This window comes from Hydrogenophaga flava NBRC 102514, assembly GCF_001571145.1.
GTDB lineage: Bacteria > Pseudomonadota > Gammaproteobacteria > Burkholderiales > Burkholderiaceae_C > Hydrogenophaga > Hydrogenophaga flava.
Genome location: NZ_BCTF01000017.1, coordinates 102,992 through 116,844, shown reverse-complemented (window position 1 = coordinate 116,844; position 13,853 = coordinate 102,992). Strand labels below are relative to the sequence as shown.

General features: G+C 64.5%; 12 protein-coding genes. 8 read left to right on the top strand and 4 right to left on the bottom strand.

Features of this window, described 5'->3' with window-relative positions:
- Positions 1 to 4 precede the first annotated feature (4 nt).
- On the bottom strand, positions 5 to 2,344 hold the full coding sequence (locus tag HFL01S_RS15750; protein ID WP_084383365.1) for a TonB-dependent receptor: 2,340 nt from the start codon (positions 2,342 to 2,344) through the stop codon (positions 5 to 7).
- Here HFL01S_RS15750 and HFL01S_RS25140 point away from each other — a divergent pair.
- The 3 genes from HFL01S_RS25140 (at position 2,343) to ahpF (ending at position 4,948) form a co-directional block, all read left to right on the top strand.
- On the top strand, positions 2,343 to 2,561 hold the full coding sequence (locus HFL01S_RS25140) for a hypothetical protein (RefSeq protein ID WP_157538901.1): 219 nt from the start codon (positions 2,343 to 2,345) through the stop codon (positions 2,559 to 2,561). The two genes, HFL01S_RS15750 and HFL01S_RS25140, sit on opposite strands and share 2 nt — an antisense overlap.
- A gap of 122 nt (positions 2,562 to 2,683) precedes the next feature.
- Positions 2,684 to 3,259 (top strand): alkyl hydroperoxide reductase subunit C, encoded by a 576-nt coding sequence (gene ahpC, locus HFL01S_RS15745; RefSeq protein WP_066154756.1) that lies wholly within the window; start codon positions 2,684 to 2,686, stop codon positions 3,257 to 3,259.
- Between the two features lie 99 nt (positions 3,260 to 3,358).
- Entirely contained in the window at positions 3,359 to 4,948 is a 1,590-nt protein-coding gene (gene ahpF, locus HFL01S_RS15740) for an alkyl hydroperoxide reductase subunit F (protein WP_066260369.1), read from the top strand.
- Between the two features lie 82 nt (positions 4,949 to 5,030).
- Here the strand turns inward: ahpF and HFL01S_RS15735 are convergent, their stop codons facing one another.
- Together HFL01S_RS15735 and HFL01S_RS15730 are read right to left on the bottom strand one after the other, a co-directional pair.
- A complete protein-coding gene (locus tag HFL01S_RS15735; RefSeq protein ID WP_066260367.1) occupies positions 5,031 to 6,755 on the bottom strand; it encodes a cation acetate symporter in 1,725 nt (574 codons plus the stop codon).
- The gene (locus tag HFL01S_RS15730; RefSeq protein ID WP_066154617.1) at positions 6,752 to 7,060 is read right to left on the bottom strand and encodes a DUF485 domain-containing protein; all 309 of its coding nucleotides are present in this window, start codon (positions 7,058 to 7,060) and stop codon (positions 6,752 to 6,754) included. The genes HFL01S_RS15735 and HFL01S_RS15730 overlap by 4 nt, the downstream gene beginning before the upstream one ends.
- Positions 7,061 to 7,283: 223 nt before the next feature.
- Here HFL01S_RS15730 and HFL01S_RS15725 point away from each other — a divergent pair, with 223 nt between their 5' ends.
- The 3 genes from HFL01S_RS15725 (at position 7,284) to HFL01S_RS15715 (ending at position 9,890) form a co-directional block, all read left to right on the top strand.
- Entirely contained in the window at positions 7,284 to 7,544 is a 261-nt protein-coding gene (locus tag HFL01S_RS15725; RefSeq protein ID WP_066260363.1) for a DUF4212 domain-containing protein, read from the top strand.
- A 13-nt stretch (positions 7,545 to 7,557) separates the two neighbouring features.
- The gene (locus HFL01S_RS15720) at positions 7,558 to 9,411 is read left to right on the top strand and encodes a sodium:solute symporter family protein (protein WP_066260361.1); all 1,854 of its coding nucleotides are present in this window, start codon (positions 7,558 to 7,560) and stop codon (positions 9,409 to 9,411) included.
- A 116-nt stretch (positions 9,412 to 9,527) separates the two neighbouring features.
- On the top strand, positions 9,528 to 9,890 hold the full coding sequence (locus tag HFL01S_RS15715) for a hypothetical protein (RefSeq protein WP_066260359.1): 363 nt from the start codon (positions 9,528 to 9,530) through the stop codon (positions 9,888 to 9,890).
- A 160-nt stretch (positions 9,891 to 10,050) separates the two neighbouring features.
- Here HFL01S_RS15715 and ppsR read toward each other — a convergent pair whose 3' ends face one another.
- Positions 10,051 to 10,872, bottom strand: coding sequence for a posphoenolpyruvate synthetase regulatory kinase/phosphorylase PpsR (gene ppsR, locus HFL01S_RS15710; protein WP_066260357.1), 822 nt, complete (start codon positions 10,870 to 10,872; stop codon positions 10,051 to 10,053).
- A gap of 215 nt (positions 10,873 to 11,087) precedes the next feature.
- Between ppsR and ppsA the strand changes: the two genes are divergently transcribed.
- Positions 11,088 to 13,487, top strand: coding sequence for a phosphoenolpyruvate synthase (gene ppsA / locus HFL01S_RS15705; RefSeq protein WP_066260355.1), 2,400 nt, complete (start codon positions 11,088 to 11,090; stop codon positions 13,485 to 13,487).
- A 143-nt stretch (positions 13,488 to 13,630) separates the two neighbouring features.
- Positions 13,631 to 13,852 carry a hypothetical protein gene (locus HFL01S_RS15700; protein WP_066260354.1) on the top strand — a complete coding sequence of 74 codons (222 nt, stop codon included), beginning with the start codon at positions 13,631 to 13,633 and terminating at the stop codon, positions 13,850 to 13,852.
- The last annotated feature ends 1 nt before the right edge of the window (position 13,853 follow it).

Genomic DNA, 13,853 nt, shown 5'->3' with positions numbered 1-13,853 from the left:
GAAATCAGAACTTCAGGCTGGCGGTCACCTGCAGCGTGCGACCGGCACCCGGGATGTAGTGCGCCGGGTAGAGCTGGTCCGCGTAGAGCTTGTCGGTGGCGTTGGCCAGGTAGGCCTTGATCGAGAGGCGTTCGAAGTCGAACGTGTACTCGGCCATCAGGTCGACGGTGGTGTAGGACGGCACCTTGAAGGCGACGCGGGTCGGGCTCTGCGAGCTGCGGAAGTTCAGGCCGGCGCCCATGCGCAGGCGGGGCGTGACCTGGTAGGTGCTCCACACGGTGCCGCTGTGTTCGGGCGTGAGGGCCGGGCGGTCGCCGGGGCGCTCGCCGATGGCCGACTGCGCGCAGGCGCCGGTGGCCGGGCAGGGGGCGGCCTTGTCGACGCGCGCCACTGGCAGCCACATGTAGGAGCCGTAGACCTCCCACTGCGGGGTCAGGCGGCCGGTGATGTCGGCCTCAAAACCCGCCACATGGCGCTTGCCGCTGAGCACCGTGACCGGCAGGTCCGGGTCGGTGTTGCGCTCGTTGGTCTTGGTCGAGCGGAAGATAGCCAGGCGGGTGGAGAAACGCTTGTCCGTCGAGTCGAGCTTGGCGCCGAGTTCGAGGTTGACGCTCTTTTCCGGATCGGTGTCGGCGTTGGAGGCGCTCAGCGAGTAGGCGTCGCCCGAGGTGTTGAACGACGAACCGGCCGACACGTGGAAGGAGTGCAGCGGGGTCGGCTGGAACAGCGCGCCGATGCGCGGGCTGAACTCGGAGACGTGCATGCGGTACTTGGTGGCCGTGACCGGGCCGGGGGCGGCGTCCGGGATGGCGTTGATGTCGTAGTCGCCGTTGAGGTTGTCGTAGCGCACGCCGCCGACGACCTTCCAGGCCGGAGCGACCTGGATCACGTCCTGCACGTAGGCGCCGACGCCGGTGGCCACATAGGCGTTGTTCACGCGCAGCACGCGGCTGGCTTCGTTCACCGAGGCGCCGTCTTCCGGGGTGCCGACGGTGGTGGTGGGCTTGGTGATGGTGACGCCACCCTGTGCGGCCGAGCGCGCGGCGTAGACCGTGCGTTCCTCGCGGGAGACATCGACACCGGCGATCAGCTCGTGCTTCACGCCCAGGGCGTCGAACTTGGTGCTGAAGTCCGACTGCGCCTGCACCGAGTCGAGCTTCTGGATCTTCAGGTGGGTGCCGCGGGTGAGCACGGTGCCGGGGCCGAAGTTGTCCAGGCTGACCGAGGTCGGGCAGTTCGGGTTGGTGATGGCACCGGTCTGCTGGTTCACGCCCTGCGTGCAGAAGCGGATCGCGCCCGAGCGCAGGTCGCGGTCGAACTTGCCCACGCGCACCTGGGTCTTGAGTTCGCTGTCGCGGCTGAAGCGGTGGGTGTGGGCCAGGCCGGCGATGGTGGCGCTGGAGTCGTTGTAGTCGCTGGCCAGGCCGTAGTTGGTGTCGGGGTCGACCGGGAGCAGCGTGCGGTCGTTGGAACCGCGGGCCGGGGCAATGAACGGCATGCCGTAGTTGACGCCGTTGTTGTTGTCCAGGTAGTAGAGGCTGGCGAGGAATTCGTCGCGCTCGCCGATGCCGGTGCGGTAGGCCACCGCCATGCCGCGTTTGTCCAGGCTGGCGCCGCTGCCGTTGTTGTCGGCCTTGGTGGCCATGGCGTTCAGGCGCAGCGCGGAGCTTTCGCCGGTCTTGATGTTGAAGTCACCGGTGGCGCGCACGTACTTGTGGTTGCCCAGGGTGAGGTCGACCTGGTGCTCGTCGATCAGCCGGGGCACCTTGGACACCTGGTTGACGGCGCCTCCGGTGGAGCCACGGCCGAACAGCATCGAGGCCGAGCCGCGCAGCACTTCCATGCGGTCCATGGCGAAGGTGTCGCGGTCGTAGATGGCCGGGTCGCGCATGCCGTCGATGAACAGGTCGCCGGTGGCCTGCAGGGCGAAGCCGCGCAGGCGGATGTCTTCCTCGCCACCCTCGGCGGCCAGGAAGGTGATGCCGGCGGTGTTCTTGAGCGCTTCCTTGACGGTGTCGAGGTTGCGGTCGTCGATCAGGCGTTCGGTCACGACGGTGACCGACTGCGGGATGTCGCGCAGTTGCTGCTTGCCCTTGCCGATGGTGGTTTCGGTGGCCTGCAGTGCGTCCTTGCCTTCGGGGGCCAGGGCCTTCTCTCGCACGACCACAGTGGGCAGCTGTTTGTCTTCGCTGGCGGGGGCGGTCTGGGCCAGGGCGCCAAAGGAGCTGGCCAGCAGCATGGCGCCCAGGGGCAGCATCACGCTGGATGCGGCGGGCAGGTGGGAAGAGGGAGTGGGGTTGGGGCGGCCGGCACGGGCGCGCAGGTTCTTGCGACGTTGGGACATGGAAGCTCGGGTCGAACAGGTTGTCGGCTGGCTTCAACGCAAGGCGCTGTGGCTGGCTGGATTCTCAATGATATTGCAAACAAAAACGATTCTCAATAAAGTATTTACCGGGCAGACATTTTTTTGCGCTATTTGTAGCAAGCAGTCCACACCAGCCAAGCCTGTCGCCGGGATTGGAGATTGCTGCATAGCAGCACAGGCTATCGGCCCGATGTAAACTATCAATGCTGAAAATTGATAGATGTCGACTATGATTCACCCCGTCGCGATATCCATCGCTTCCCGTTTCCGATTCCCTTCAACCTCTTCACAGGAAAGACCATGTCCATGATCAACGCGCTGTCCATCATCAACACGCAAGTGCAGCCCTTCAAGACCACCGCCTTCGTCAACCGCACCGGCAAGGGCGAGTTCATCGAAGTGACCGAGAAGAGCCTGCAGGGCAAGTGGTCCGTGCTGATCTTCATGCCGGCCGCCTTCACCTTCAACTGCCCGACCGAGATCGAGGACGCCGCCGACAACTACGCCGAGTTCCAGAAGGCCGGCGCCGAGGTCTACATCGTCACGACAGACACCCACTTCTCGCACAAGGTGTGGCACGAGACCAGCCCCGCCGTGGGCAAGGCCAAGTTCCCCCTGGTCGGCGACCCGACGCACCAGCTGACCCGCGCCTTCGGCGTGCACATCGAAGAAGAAGGCCTGGCCCTGCGCGGCACCTTCGTGATCAGCCCCGAAGGCGTGATCAAGACGATGGAAGTGCATTCCAACGAAATCGCCCGCGACGTCAAGGAAACCGTGCGCAAGCTCAAGGCCGCCCAGTACACCGCGGCCAACCCCGGTCAGGTGTGCCCCGCCAAGTGGAACGAAGGCGCCAAGACCCTGGCCCCCTCGCTGGACCTGGTCGGCAAGATCTGATCCCCGCTGAGTGTTGAGCGTCGGGCGTTCGGCGGCCATTCGCCGAGCGCCCTTCCCCCAACGCTTCGCGCGCCGCGCACCGCATTCAAGGAGTTCCCCATGCTCGACGACACCCTCAAAGCCCAGTTACAGCAATACCTCGGCATGCTGCGTCAGCCCATCACGCTGATCGCGTCTCTGGACGAGAGCAGCACCGGCGCCGAGATGCGCGAGCTGCTGCAGACCATCGCCGGTCTGTCGGACAAGGTGAGCCTGGACACCTCGGGCAACGACGCCCGCAAGCCGTCCTTCGTGATCGCCCGCGCCGGCGAAACCACCGGCGTGCGCTTTGCTGGCCTGCCGCTGGGCCACGAGTTCACCTCGCTGGTGCTGGCACTGCTGTGGACCGGTGGCCACCCGCCCAAGGTCGAGCAGGACGTGATCGACTCGATCAAGGCACTCGACGGCGAGTACAGCTTCGAGGTCTACATGTCCCTGACCTGCCACAACTGCCCGGACGTGGTGCAGGCGCTGTCGCTCATGGCCATCGTCAACCCGAAGATCAAGACCGTGTTGATCGAGGGCGGCGCCTTCCAGCAGGAAGTGACCGAGCGCGAGATCATGGCCGTGCCCATGGTGTTCATGAACGGCCAGGTGTTCGCCTCGGGCCGCATGAGCGTCGAAGAGATCGTCGCCAAGCTCGACACGAAATCGGGTGAGCGCGAAGCCGCCAAGCTCAACGCCAAGGACGCCTACGACGTGCTGATCGTCGGTGGTGGCCCTGCCGGTGCCGCGGCGGCCGTGTACGCGGCGCGCAAGGGCATCCGTGTGGGCATCGCGGCCGAGCGCATGGGTGGACAGGTGAACGACACCATGGCCATCGAGAACTACATCTCGGTGCTGGAAACCGACGGCCCGAAGTTCGCCGCAGCACTCGAAGCCCAGGTGCGCCACTACGAGGTGGACGTGATGAACCTGCAGCGCGCCGAGAAGTTGATCCCAGCCAGCGAGCCGGGTGGTCTGGTGCAGGTGCAGATGGAGAACGGCGGCGTGCTCAAGGCGCGCAGCGTGATCCTGTCGACTGGCGCGCGCTGGCGCAACGTCAACGTGCCGGGCGAGCAGGAGTACAAGAACAAGGGCGTGGCCTACTGCCCGCACTGCGACGGCCCGCTGTTCAAGGGCAAGCGCACGGCGGTGATTGGTGGCGGCAACTCGGGCGTGGAAGCGGCCATCGACCTGGCCGGCATCGTGCAGCACGTGACCCTGATCGAGTTCGCCGACCAGCTCAAGGCCGACGCGGTGCTGGTGAGCAAGCTCAAGAGCCTGCCCAACGTCACCATCCATGTGAACGCGCAGACCACCGAGATCACCGGCGACGGCAGCAAGGTCAACGGCCTGAAGTACAAGGACCGCGTGAGCGGTGAGGAACACCTCGTCGCGCTGGAAGGCGTGTTCGTGCAGATCGGTCTGGTGCCCAACACCGAGTTTCTCAAGGGTACGGTCGAGCTCAGCCGCTTCGGCGAAATCGTGGTGGACGCCAAGGGCCACACCAACGTGGAAGGCGTGTTCGCCGCGGGCGACTGCACCACGGTGCCGTACAAGCAGATCGTGATCGCCGCGGGCGAGGGCGCCAAGGCCGCGCTCAGCGCGTTCGACCACCTGATCCGTCAGCCTGCGGCTGCGCCAGCCCCTGCTGCCGTGGCAGCCTGAACCCCACAACAAAGGCGTCGTCGGGAAAAAGAAAAGGGCCACCGTGTGAACGGTGGCCCTTTCTCATGGCAAGGTCAGAAACTCAGTGACCCGATGCGCCCGAGGCACCGATGCCGGTTTCGGAGCGGACCTGCTGGGCCAGGAAGCCCGCGCGGTCCTGCTTGGCACGGGCGCTGTTGTCCAGGATGGAGAACAGCCAGATGCCGACGAAACCGATGGTCATGGAGAACAGGGCCGGCGAGGTGTAGGGGAACAGCGCCGAGCCCTTGGGGTTGCCCAGCGTGGCTTCCCACACCGAGGGCGACACGACGGTCAGTGCGACCGACGAGATCAGTCCCAGGAAGCCACCGATCACCGCGCCCTTGGTGGTGCAGTCCTTCCACAGCACGCTCATGAAGAGCACCGGGAAGTTGGCCGAGGCCGCAATCGCGAAGGCCAGCGACACCATGAATGCGATGTTCTGCTTCTCGAAGGCAATACCCAGCACCACAGCGATGATGCCCAGGCAGATCGTGGTGATCTTGGAGACGCGCAGTTCGTCGGCGCTGTTGGCCTTGCCCTTCTTGATCACGGTGCCGTAGATGTCGTGCGACACGGCCGAGGCGCCCGAGAGCGTCAGGCCGGCCACCACGGCCAGGATGGTCGCGAAGGCCACGGCCGAGATGAAGCCCAGGAACACGTTGCCGCCCACGGCGTTGGCCAGGTGCACCGCCGCCATGTTGTTGCCGCCCATCAGGCCGCCTTTGGCGTCCAGGAAGTCGGGGGTGGTCAGCACGAAGGTGATGGCGCCGAAGCCGATGATGAAGGTCAGCAGGTAGAAGTAGCCGATCCAGCCGGTGGCCCACATCACGGACTTGCGCGCTTCCTTGGCTGAAGGCACGGTGAAGAAGCGCATCAGGATGTGCGGCAGGCCGGCGGTGCCGAACATCAGCGCCATGCCGAAGCTGATGGCGGAGATCGGGTCCTTCACGAAGTTGCCTGGGCCCATGATGGACTGGCCTGCGGCGGTGGCGGCCTCGGCGACCTTGCCGTCCTTGAGCGCCAGATCGGTCTTGATCTGCACCGCGCCGGCAAACATCGCCTCGGGGCTGAAGCCGAAGTGCCACAGCACCATGAAGGCCATGAACGAGGCGCCGCCCAGCAGCAGGCAGGCCTTGATGATCTGCACCCAGGTGGTGGCCGTCATGCCGCCGAACAGCACGTAGACCATCATCAGCGCGCCGACGATGATCACGGCGATGTAGTACTCCAGGCCGAACAGCAGCTTGATCAGCTGGCCCGCGCCCACCATCTGGGCGATCAGGTAGAAGGCCACCACGACCAGCGTGCCCGAGGCCGCGAAGATGCGGATCGGCTTCTGCTCGAAGCGGAAGGCCGCCACATCGGCGAAGGTGAACTTGCCCAGGTTGCGCAGGCGCTCAGCCATCAGGAAGGTGATGACGGGCCAGCCGACCAGGAAGCCGATGGAGTAGATCAGGCCGTCAAAACCCGAGGCCATCACCGCGGCAGAGATGCCGAGGAACGAAGCCGCGGACATGTAGTCGCCGGCGATCGCCAGGCCGTTCTGGAAGCCGGTGATGCCGCCACCGGCGGTGTAGAAGTCGGCCGCGCTCTTGGTCTTGGCGGCTGCCCACTTGGTGATGAACAGCGTGAACACCACGAACAGCGCGAACATCGTGATCGCGGTCCAGTTGGTGGCCTGCTTCTCGGCCTGGCCCAGGTCGGCGCCGGCGGCCAGAGCCGCGGCAGAAACGGCGAACAGCGAGGCGAGGGTCAGGGCGGGGCGCAGCAAGGTGCGGGCGTTCATTTGTGCACCTCGGTGATGATGGCGTGGGAGAGGTCGTCGAACTCGCTGTTGGCGCGGCGGACGTAGATCGCAGTGATCACGATGGTGAACAGGATCACCCCGAAACCGACAGGGATACCCACCGTCATGACGCCTTCGCCCAGGCGCTGCGACAGCCACTCCTTGTTGAAGGCCACCAGCAGGATGAAACCGTAGTAGACGATCATCATGGCGGCGGTCAGCCACCAGCCGAAGCTGGAACGCTTGCGCCTGAGTTGCTGGTATTTGGGGTTGTCCAGGATGCGCTGGACCATCTTGTCTTCCATGGAGTCCTCCTTTGGATGGAAACGCCCCGGAGGCTATGTGGGCCCTCTTGCCTAGGACTTACCCTTGGATTACCGCAGCTGACGGGTCGCAGCAATTTAGCTGTAAGGAAGCGCAACCAAAGTCCGCCACGTAGTACCTGGGAATCTGGTTTCCAGGTGCGCACATCGTGGCGGTTCACCCCCGCCGGAACGGCAAGTGCATCACGTAGAGGAGATGACTTTCATGACAAGCGACAACAATGCAAAGGCCTACTGGAGCGCCACACTGGGTCTGCTGACCAAGGTACTGGTGATCTGGTTCCTGGTCTCTTATGGCGCTGGCATCCTGTTCGCGCCGATGCTCAACGGTATCAAGCTGGGCGGGTATCCCGTCGGGTTCTGGTTTGCCCAACAAGGCTCGATCTATGTGTTCATCGCGCTGATCTTCTGGTACGCCAAGAAGATGGGCGAGATCGACCGCAAGTTCGGCATGCAAGAAGACTAAAAGGAAGACCACCATGGATCTCCAAACCACTACCTATCTCTTCGTCGGATTGAGCTTCGCGCTGTACCTTGGCATCGCCTTCTGGGCACGCGCTGGCAGCGTCTCCGAGTTCTACGTGGCCGGCGGCGGCGTGCACCCCATCACCAACGGCATGGCCACGGCTGCCGACTGGATGTCGGCCGCTTCGTTCATCTCGATGGCCGGTCTGATCTCCAACATGGGCTACGGCGGCGCCGTGTTCCTTATGGGCTGGACCGGTGGCTACGTGCTGCTGGCCTGCCTGCTGGCACCGTACCTGCGCAAGTTCGGCAAGTTCACCGTGCCCCAGTTCATCGGTGACCGCTACTACTCGCAGATGGCCCGCACCACCGCAGTGGTGTGCCTGCTGGTCGCTTCCACCACCTACATCATCGGCCAGATGACCGGTGTGGGCGTGACCTTCTCTCGTTTCCTGGGTGTGTCCAGCGAAACCGGCATCTACATCGGCCAGGCCATCGTGTTCTTCTACGCGGTGTTCGGCGGCATGAAGGGCATCACCTACACCCAGGTGGCCCAGTACATTGTGCTGATCCTGGCGTATGTGGTCCCGGCGTTGTTCATCTCCCTGAACCTGACCGGCAACTTCCTGCCGCAGCTGGGCCTGGGTTCCTCCCTGGCCGGTACCGACGTGTCCCTGCTGGCCAAACTGGACCAGGTGGTGACCGATCTGGGCTTCACTCAGTACACCACCAGCTCGGCCGGTTCGATGCTGAACATGTTCTTCTACACCGTGTCGCTGATGATCGGTACCGCGGGTCTGCCGCACGTGATCGTTCGCTTCTTCACGGTGCCGAAGGTGGCCGATGCCCGCGCCTCTGCCGGCTGGGCCCTGGTCTTCATCGCGCTGCTGTACACCACCGCTCCTGCGGTGGGCGCCATGGCCCGCCTGAACCTGTTCGGCACCACCAACACCGCCGTGGGCATCGGCACCAATGCCGAAGGCCAGATGGCTGTGAAGGCTGATGTGGTCAAGGCCAACGGCGACCTGTTCGCTGCCGAAGCCAGCCTGAAGTACGACGAGCGTCCGGAGTGGATGAAGCGCTGGGAAAAGACCGGTCTGCTGAAGTTCGAGGACAAGAACGGCGACGGCCGCATCCAGTTCTACAACGATGCGACCAAGAACGACGCCGTCAAGGCCAAGGCCGAAGCCGCTGGCTGGAAGGGGAATGAGCTGACCGTGAACGCCGACATCATCGTGCTGGCCAACCCGGAAATCGCTCAACTGCCCAACTGGGTGATCGCGCTGGTCGCCGCCGGTGGTCTGGCCGCGGCGCTGTCCACCGCGGCCGGCCTGCTGATGGCCATCTCTTCGGCTGTGTCTCACGACCTGATCAAGGGTGTGTTCAACCCGAACATCTCCGAGAAGGGCGAGCTGCTGGCTGGCAAGGTCGCCATGGCCGTGGCCATCGTGATCTCCGGCTGGCTGGGTCTGAACCCGCCGAGCTTCGCGGCCGGCACCGTGGCCCTGGCGTTCGGTATCGCCGCCTCGACGATCTTCCCCGCCATCATGATGGGCATCTTCAGCAAGACCATCAACGACAAGGGCGCTACCGCCGGCATGATCGCTGGCCTGTTGGTCACGCTGTTCTATGTGTTCGCACACAAGGGCATCTTCTTTATCAAGGGCACCGAGTTTGTCGACATGATCGGCGGAGCGAACAGCTTCTTCACGATCACGCCGGAAGCCTTCGGTACCGTGGGTGCCATCGTGAACTTCGCTGTGGCCTACTTGGTCAGCAAGGTGAGCAAGCCGGTCCCGGCCCACATCGCAGCGCTGGTCGAGTCGGTGCGCGTGCCCAAGGGCGCCGGCGGTGCCGTGGCCCACTGACGCCAGGCCTGAGCGCGAGGGCTACCCCTCCCTGACAGAACCCCGTTGGCTTGCCAACGGGGTTTTTTATTGAGGCGATACGATCCGACCCTGTTGGTCTACAACACTTTTACACAATGAGCGTCTTCATCCTCAACTGGATCTTCCTTCTGGTCCTTTTTCCCGTGGCCTTCTTCTGGCTGCGGCGGGCTTGGAGGATATTTTTCAACCGGGATTTTTCAGAGGTTGCGCTGAAGAAGGGCTTGCCGGCGCCCGATGCCGAGAAGTACGCGCCCTACGAGATGGTCATAAACCTGCTGGGCGGGATCGTGCTGGTGGCGGTGCTGGTGGCTGTGCTGGGTTTCCAGGCCCTGGAGCGGCAGGACTGGATCGCGATCGCCGGTTCCACTTTGTGGATGAAGCTGTTTGCCTCTTTTGCTCTGGGCCGCCACGCCCATGGCGGATTCGATGCCCTTGCAGCCAAAAGCAAAAAAAAATGAGGCGGGCGGGCAGAGCACCATCCTCGACCGGAGAGGCCGGTACGCTACAACTGGCGAGCCGAGCTTGAACGCTTACCGCAGACAGTAACCGCGACTGGCATAGGTCCTTTTCGCTGGGCCTGCGCGAGTGGCGCATCGCCGCCAGCTCGGTAGCCGAGCCTCAGTACGCCAGCCGCTCCGGGCGGATTTCCTGCAGGATGGTGGTGGCGATTTCTTCGATCGACTTGGTCGTGGTCGAGAGCCAGCGGATGCCTTCGCGCCGCATCATGGCCTCGGCCTCGTTCACCTCGGCCCGGCAGTTCTCCAGGCTGGCGTAGCGCGAATTGGGTCGGCGCTCGTTGCGGATCTCCGAGAGCCGCTCGGGGGCAATGGTCAGGCCGAAGATCTTCTTGCGATGGGGCATCAGCGCCGGCGGCAGTTTGCGGCGTTCGAAGTCTTCCGGAATCAGCGGGTAGTTGGACGCCTTCAGGCCATGCTGCATGGCCAGGTAGAGCGAAGTCGGTGTCTTGCCGCTTCGGCTGACGCCCACCAGGATCACGTCCGAGCCCTCCAGGTCCTTGTGGCTCTGGCCGTCGTCGTGCATGAGCGCGAAGTTGATCGCCTCGATGCGGTCGTTGTATTCCTTGCTCTTGGATGCGTCCGAGAAGCGGCCGACCCGGTGGTTGGACTTGATGCCCAGTTCCTCTTCCAGCGGTTCGACGAAGGTGCCGAACATGTCCAGCATCATGCCGTGGCAGTGCTCCTTGACCACCGCCAGCACCTCCATGTTGACCACGGTGGCGAACACCAGGGGACGCCGGCCCTCGACCTCGGCGGTGTGGTTAATCTGGCGCACGGCCTGGTGGGCCTTGTCCACGCTGTCCAGGAACGGCAGGCGCACCCGGCGGACCGTGGTCTCGAACTGGGCCAGGATGGCGTTGCCAAAGGTCTCGGCGGTGATGCCGGTGCCATCGGAGATGAAAAAGACGGTGCGGTTGGGCATGGCAGGGCTCGCTGGGGGTTCAAGAAATTTCAGGGGCACCCGGCGCTGATTTCACAGGGAAGGGCGGCGCGGGGTGATCCGGGGCTGGCGGCACCATCCTACAATCACGGGCGCCCAGATTGCTTGCCCCCTGCCCGGTGCACGACCCATAACAGAACCACAGGTCACCCGCTGGCGCATGGAGCCCCCCGGTTTTTCAACCTTAGGAGTCTTCCATGTCCAACCTGTTCGAGCCGACCGCCCTGGTCGTGCCTTTCGAAAAACTGCGAATGAACGATGTCGAGATCGTTGGCGGCAAAAACGCCAGCCTCGGCGAGATGATTTCGCAACTGCCGCAAGGCGTGAAGGTGCCCACGGGCTTCGCCACCACAGCCCATGCCTTCCGCGAGTTCCTCAAGTTCGATGGTCTGACCGACCGCATCAACGCCCGCCTGGACGCGCTCGACACCGAGGACGTGCGCGCCCTGGCCGAGGCCGGTGCCGAGATCCGCGCCATGGTCGAGAACCAGCCCTTCCCGGCCGATCTGGAAAAGGCCATCCGCGAGGAATTTGCCCGCCTGTCCGCCGGCAACCCCGATGCCTCGTTCGCGGTGCGTTCGTCTGCCACGGCCGAAGACCTGCCCGACGCCTCGTTCGCCGGTCAGCAGGAAACCTTCCTGAACGTGCACGGCATCGAGGATGTGCTGCACAAGATGAAGGAGGTGTTTGCCTCCCTGTACAACGACCGCGCCATCAGTTACCGCGTGCACAAGGGCTTCGCCCACGCCGACGTGGCCCTGTCGGCCGGTGTGCAGCGCATGGTGCGTTCCGACCTCGGCGCCGCCGGTGTGATGTTCACCATCGACACCGAGTCGGGCTTCGAGGACGTGGTCTTCATCACCTCCAGCTACGGTCTGGGTGAGACGGTGGTGCAGGGCGCCGTGAACCCCGACGAGTTCTATGTGCACAAGCCCATGCTCAAGGCCGGCAAGAAGGCCGTGATCCGCCGCAACCTGGGCAGCAAGTTGATCGAGATGGTGTTCTCCACGCCCGAGGAAAAAGCCGCGACGAAGAAGCTGGTCAAGACCTTGGACGTGCCGGTCGAGCTGCGCAACCGCTACAGCCTGACCAACGCCGAGGTCGAGCAACTGGCGCACTACGCGCTGGTGATCGAGCAGCACTACGGCCGTCCGATGGACATCGAGTGGGGCAAGGACGGCACCGACGGCCAGCTCTACATCCTGCAGGCCCGCCCCGAGACGGTGAAGAGCCAGTCGGCCGGCAAGACCGAAGTCCGCTACAAGCTCAAGGGCAAGGGCGCCGTGCTGGCCAGTGGCCGCGCCATCGGCCAGAAGGTGGGCACCGGCCCCGTGCGACTGGTGCACAACATCAGCGAGATGGACAAGGTGCAACCCGGCGACGTGCTGGTGACCGACATGACCGACCCGAACTGGGAACCGGTGATGAAGCGCGCCAGCGCCATCGTCACCAACCGCGGCGGCCGCACCTGCCACGCGGCCATCATCGCGCGCGAGCTGGGCATCCCGGCTGTGGTCGGCTGCGGCAACGCCACCGACCATCTCAAGGACGGCACGCTGGTGACGGTGAGCTGCGCCGAAGGCGACACCGGCCACATCTACGACGGCCTGCTGGAAACCGAAATCACCGAAGTCCAGCGCGGCACCATGCCCGAGGTCGACGTGAAGATCATGATGAACGTGGGCAACCCGCAGCTCGCCTTCGACTTTGCCCAGGTGCCCAACGGCGGCGTCGGCCTGGCGCGGCTGGAGTTCATCATCAACAACAACATCGGGGTGCACCCCAAGGCCATCCTAGACTACCCGGCCGTCGATGCCGACCTGAAGAAGGCGGTCGAGTCGGTGGCCCGTGGCCACGCCTCGCCGCGCGCCTTCTACGTCGACAAGGTGGCCGAGGGCGTGGCGACGATTGCCGCCGCGTTCTGGCCCAAGCCCGTCATCGTGCGCCTGTCGGATTTCAAGTCCAACGAGTACCGCAAGCTGGTCGGTGGCAGCCGCTACGAGCCGGACGAGGAGAACCCGATGCTGGGCTTCCGCGGCGCGGCACGCTACATCAGTGCGGACTTTGCCGAAGCCTTTGCCATGGAGTGCGAAGCCCTCAAGCGCGTGCGCGAGGACATGGGCCTGACCAACGTGCAGGTGATGGTGCCCTTCGTGCGCACGCTGGAGCAGGCGCGCAAGGTGACCGAGCTGCTGGCGGCCAAGGGTCTGAAGCGCGGCGAGCACGAGCTCAAGCTGATCATGATGTGCGAGATTCCGAGCAACGCGGTGCTGGCCAAGGACTTCCTGCAGTACTTCGACGGCTTCTCCATCGGCTCCAACGATCTGACCCAGCTCACCCTGGGTCTGGACCGCGACTCGGGCCTGGAACTGCTGGCTCACGACTTCGACGAGCGCGATCCAGCCGTCAAGGCGCTGCTCAAGCTGGCCATCGGCGCCTGCAGGGCCGAGGGCAAGTACGTGGGCATCTGCGGCCAGGGCCCCAGCGACCACCCGGACTTCGCGCAGTGGCTGCGCGACGAGGGCATCAGCTCGATCTCGCTGAACCCGGACTCGGTGGTCGACACCTGGCAGTTGCTGGCGTCTTCCGCCAAGTGACCGCCGGTCCTTGACCTCCGAAACGGCCGGGCTCTGCCCGGCCGTTTTGCTTTGTGCTCCAGCGTAAGGCCGGGGTCAGTGCCTGGCGCACAATCAGGCACAAAGGCGACCCCACGAGGTCGTCGCCGACCGAGGAGACGCGCATGTTTCGAGGACTGGACGCCCAACGCCTGGTGGCCCTGTTCGTGGCCGGTCTGTTGCTGTTCAACTTTCCGCTGCTCGCGCTCTGGGACCATGACATCCGCGTGCTGGGGCTGCCCCTGTTCCCGGCGGCGCTGTTCCTGATCTGGGCACTGCTCATCGGCGCGCTGGCCTGGATCGTCGAGCGTTCGCCGGACGCCGCGCCCGGCGGTGACCGCAACTGAA